Genomic DNA, 3,815 nt, shown 5'->3' with positions numbered 1-3,815 from the left:
TCGGGCCCGCCGCCTGAGGGCCGACCCGCCTCGGCCGGGCCGGCCGGGCCTCAGTCGGCGAGCGGCGTCCCGTCCCGCAGGTGCGGGGCGAGGGTGTTGTCGAACATCGTCAGCGCCGACGCGATCGCCATGTGCATGTCGAGGTACTGGTAGGTGCCCAGCCGGCCGCCGAAGATCACGCGGTTGGCCGCGGTCTCGGCCTTGGCGCGGTCGCGGTAGAGGGCCAGCCGCTCGCGGTCGGTGGACTCGTTGATCGGGTAGTACGGCTCGTCGGAGCGCTCGGCGAAGCGGCTGTACTCGCGCATGATGACGGTCTTGTCCGTGGGGTAGTTCGTGCGCTCGGGGTGGAAGTGCCGGAACTCGTGGATGCGGGTGTAGTCGTACTCGGCGTCGTTGTAGTTCATGACCGGGGTGCCCTGGAAGTCGCCGGTGGGCAGCACCTCGGTCTCGAAGTCCAGGGTGCGCCAGCCCAGCTCGCCCTCGGCGTAGTCGAAGTAGCGGTCCAGCGGGCCGGTGTAGACCACGGGCGCGTCCGGGCTCGCCGCGCGGACGGCCTCGCGGACGTCGAACCAGTCGGTGTCCAGGACCACGTCGATCTTCTCGTCGGCGGCCATGTTCTCCAGCCACGCGGTGTAGCCGTCGACGGGCAGGCCCTCGTGGGTGTCGTTGAAGTAGCGGTTGTCGAACGTGTAGCGCACGGGCAGGCGGGTGATGTTGCCGGCGGGCAGGTTCTTGGGGTCGGTCTGCCACTGCTTGGCGGTGTAGTCCTTGATGAACGCCTCGTAGAGCGGCCGCCCGATCAGCGAGATGGCCTTCTCCTCGAAGTTGGTCGCGTCCTCGGCCGAGAACTCCGCGGCCTGCTCGGCGATGAGCTCCCGCGCCTCGTCGGGCGAGTAGTAGCGCCCGAAGAACTGGTTGATCAGGCCCAACCCCATGGGGAACTGGTACGCCGTGCCCTTGTGCATCGCGAACACGCGGTGCTGGTAGCCGGTGAAGTCGGTGAAACGGTTGACGTACTCCCACACCCGCTCGTTGGAGGTGTGGAACAGGTGCGCCCCGTACTTGTGGATCTCGATGCCGGTCTCGGGCTCGGGCTCGGAATAGGCGTTGCCGCCGATGTGGTGGCGACGGTCGAGCACCAGCACGCGCTTGCCGAGCTCGGCCGCGGCCCGCTCGGCGACCGTCAGGCCGAAGAAACCGGACCCCACCACGATGAGGTCGTAGGTCCCCCACTGCCGATCGCCTGCCATCACTTCGAGCCTTCCCGTAGTCCGTCGCCGACGCGCTGCGCATGGTCAGGCGCCGCGGCCGGCGTGTCCACGCGCCGGTCGGCGCGGGTCCGGGTCCAAGGGTATCGGGCGGGTGGGCGGAGGGGTCCGGTGCCACACCAGGTGACGACGACGAGGAGGGCCCCACCCGTGCGCGGTGCCGCTGCTCAGTCCGCTCGCCGGGCGGCCTCGTCGTCGTACATCGGTTCGAAACTACACGGTTGTGACCCCAAAATTCACTTCCGTACCACTTGGTTTCACTCGTTTCTTAGCTACCATTGACCACGTTCGTCACATTCGTCCCAGTGGTCGCAGCGCTCGCGGCCGCCGGGAAGAAGTGTTCCGCAGCGGGATCCGCGAGACACAGACCTGATCTGGAGAAGCCCTTGAGAACACGACGCCGCCCCCTGAACGTCAGCGGTCGACGCAGGACCCTCGCCCTCGCGGTGGCGGTCGCGGCGTCCGTCGTCACGCCCCTCGCCGTGTACGGGGCGGACCACCTGGTCGAGTCCGGAGACGACATCGCCGCCACGGCGGGCACCGCGGTTCCCACCGGGACGGCCGAGGTCGCACTTGCCGACGCTCCTGCCGCGGCGGGCGTGGACACCGACATCGCCGTGGGCTCCGCCCCGGTCAAGGAGGTCACCTCCGAGACGCCGTTCTCGATGGTCGGCGTCACGTGGAAGGGATACAACCCGGAGGCCGTCGCGGCCCTGCGCGCCAAGAACCCGGACGGCTCGTGGGGCCCCTGGTACGAAGCCGAGTCCGTCGACGACGAGGGCGAGAGCACCACCGGCAGCGGAGGCACCGAACCGGTCTTCCTCGGGGTGGACACCACCACGGTTCAGATCAAGGTCTCCGGCGTCGACCTCGCGGACACCTCGCTCGCAGACGCCCCCGAGGGCGCGGCATCCGAGGGCGCCGAGTCCGAGACCGCAGAGTCCGAGACCGCGGAGACCCCGGAGTCCGAGGCCGCCGACACCCCGGCCACGGGGTCCCCCGCGCAGAACGACGTCGCGGCCACCCGGTCGGCCGAGCCCGCCTCCGACGACACCCCGCCGGTCCCGACTCGCTACGCGGACATCAAGCCCGTCGCGGAGTCCACGGACCTGCAGTCCGACTCGGTCACCGCCGTCCTGATCTCCCCCGACGCCACCCCGACCCCCGACCCGGAGTCGTTCGGGGACATCACAGCGCAGGGCGGGACCGGAGCGAACGGTGACATCGCGGCCAGGCAGCCGGCGATCATCAGCCGCGCCGGCTGGGGCGCCGACGAGTCCATCCGCTGCCGCAACGCCACCTACGACCCCACGCTCGCCGCCGCCGTCGTCCACCACACGGCCGGCAGCAACAACTACACCCGCGAGGGCTCGGCCGGTGTCGTGCGGGGCATCTACACCTACCACGCACGCAACCTGGGCTGGTGCGACGTCGGGTACAACGTCATGGTCGACAAGTACGGCCAGGCCTTCGAGGGGCGCCACGGCGGCCTCAACCGCAACGTCCAGGGCGCTCACGCCGGCGGCTTCAACGGCAACACGTGGGGCATCTCGATGATGGGCGACTACTCGACCGTCGCCCCGCCCGAGGCCACCGTGCGCAAGATGGGCGAGATCATCGGCTGGCGTCTGTCGATCGCCGGGGTCAACCCCAAGGGCTCAGACACCCACTACTCCGAGGGCACGTCCTTCACCAGGTATCCCATGGGAGCCGCGGTCCGGCTGCCCAACATCTTCGCCCACCGCGACGTCGGCAACACCTCGTGCCCCGGCGACGCCGGCTACGCCAGGATGGGCCAGATCCGCGACATCGCGGCCACCTACGCCCAGAGCGGCGGCGGGACCCCGGCTCCGTCCAACCCCACTGCGCCGTCCAACCCCACTCCCCCGGTCACCAACCCCGGGACGACCCCGCGACCGGGCACCGGTGGGACGACGATCCCGGGCGTCACCCAGGGCAGCGTCCAGGACGCGGTGACCTCCGCGCTCCGGACCGTCCTGTCCGGCGGCCGCCTGGACGCCGCCGCGCTGACCCGCATCCTCACCGGTGGGAAGACGCTCGCCGACATCCCGTTCGACGCCGGCTCGGTGCAGGACGCCGTCGGCGGTGACCTGGGCTCCGTCGGGAACCTGACCGGCGGCGACTTCGCCAGGCTCGCCTCGCAGTTCGCCGGCCCCCTCGGCCAGGTCCTCTCGGGAGTCCAGAGGTTCGGCAACGTGTCCCTGGTGAAGCACGAGAACGGTGCGGTCTACTCGTCCCCCGAGACAGGTACCCACCCGGTCTGGGGCGTGATCGGCGACGCCTGGGCCTCGCAGGGCTTCGAGCACGGGCCGCTCGGCCTGCCGGTCTCGAGTGAGACCGGGCGCGAGGACGGCACGGTCGCCCAACGCTTCGAGGGCGGCACGCTGGTCTTCGACCCGGCCACCAAGGAGCTCACGGTCGAGCCGAACCCCTGATCCCCGGCCGACGCCCGAGGCGTCGGCCGACCAGACTCGCGGACCGGGTCCCACCAGGTGTGCCCGCCGCCCCGACAACGGGGCGGCGGGC

The 3,815-nt window shown here is 70.7% G+C and carries 2 protein-coding genes; one reads left to right on the top strand and one right to left on the bottom strand.

Annotation, left to right across the window (positions count from 1 at the left end):
• Nucleotides 1-50: 50 nt before the first annotated feature.
• On the bottom strand, nucleotides 51-1,250 hold the full coding sequence (gene glf, locus G6028_RS06245) for a UDP-galactopyranose mutase (RefSeq protein ID WP_182658352.1): 1,200 nt from the start codon (nucleotides 1,248-1,250) through the stop codon (nucleotides 51-53).
• A 404-nt stretch (nucleotides 1,251-1,654) separates the two neighbouring features.
• Between glf and G6028_RS06240 the strand changes: the two genes are divergently transcribed.
• Nucleotides 1,655-3,724, top strand: a complete 2,070-nt coding sequence (locus tag G6028_RS06240) for an N-acetylmuramoyl-L-alanine amidase (protein WP_241730588.1) — start codon at nucleotides 1,655-1,657, stop codon at nucleotides 3,722-3,724.
• Nucleotides 3,725-3,815 lie beyond the last annotated feature (91 nt).

Origin of the sequence: Dietzia cercidiphylli (assembly GCF_014145145.1) — a bacterium.
Taxonomy (GTDB): Bacteria; Actinomycetota; Actinomycetes; order Mycobacteriales; family Mycobacteriaceae; genus Dietzia; species Dietzia natronolimnaea.
Note: the sequence above shows the minus strand (reverse complement) of the source record. Positions and strands in the feature narration are given on the sequence as shown.

Excerpts from the sequence above, each read along its gene's own strand:
- glf (WP_182658352.1), bottom strand. The coding sequence starts at position 1,250 with ATGGCAGGCGATCGGCAGTGGGGGACCTACGACCTCATCGTGGTGGGG.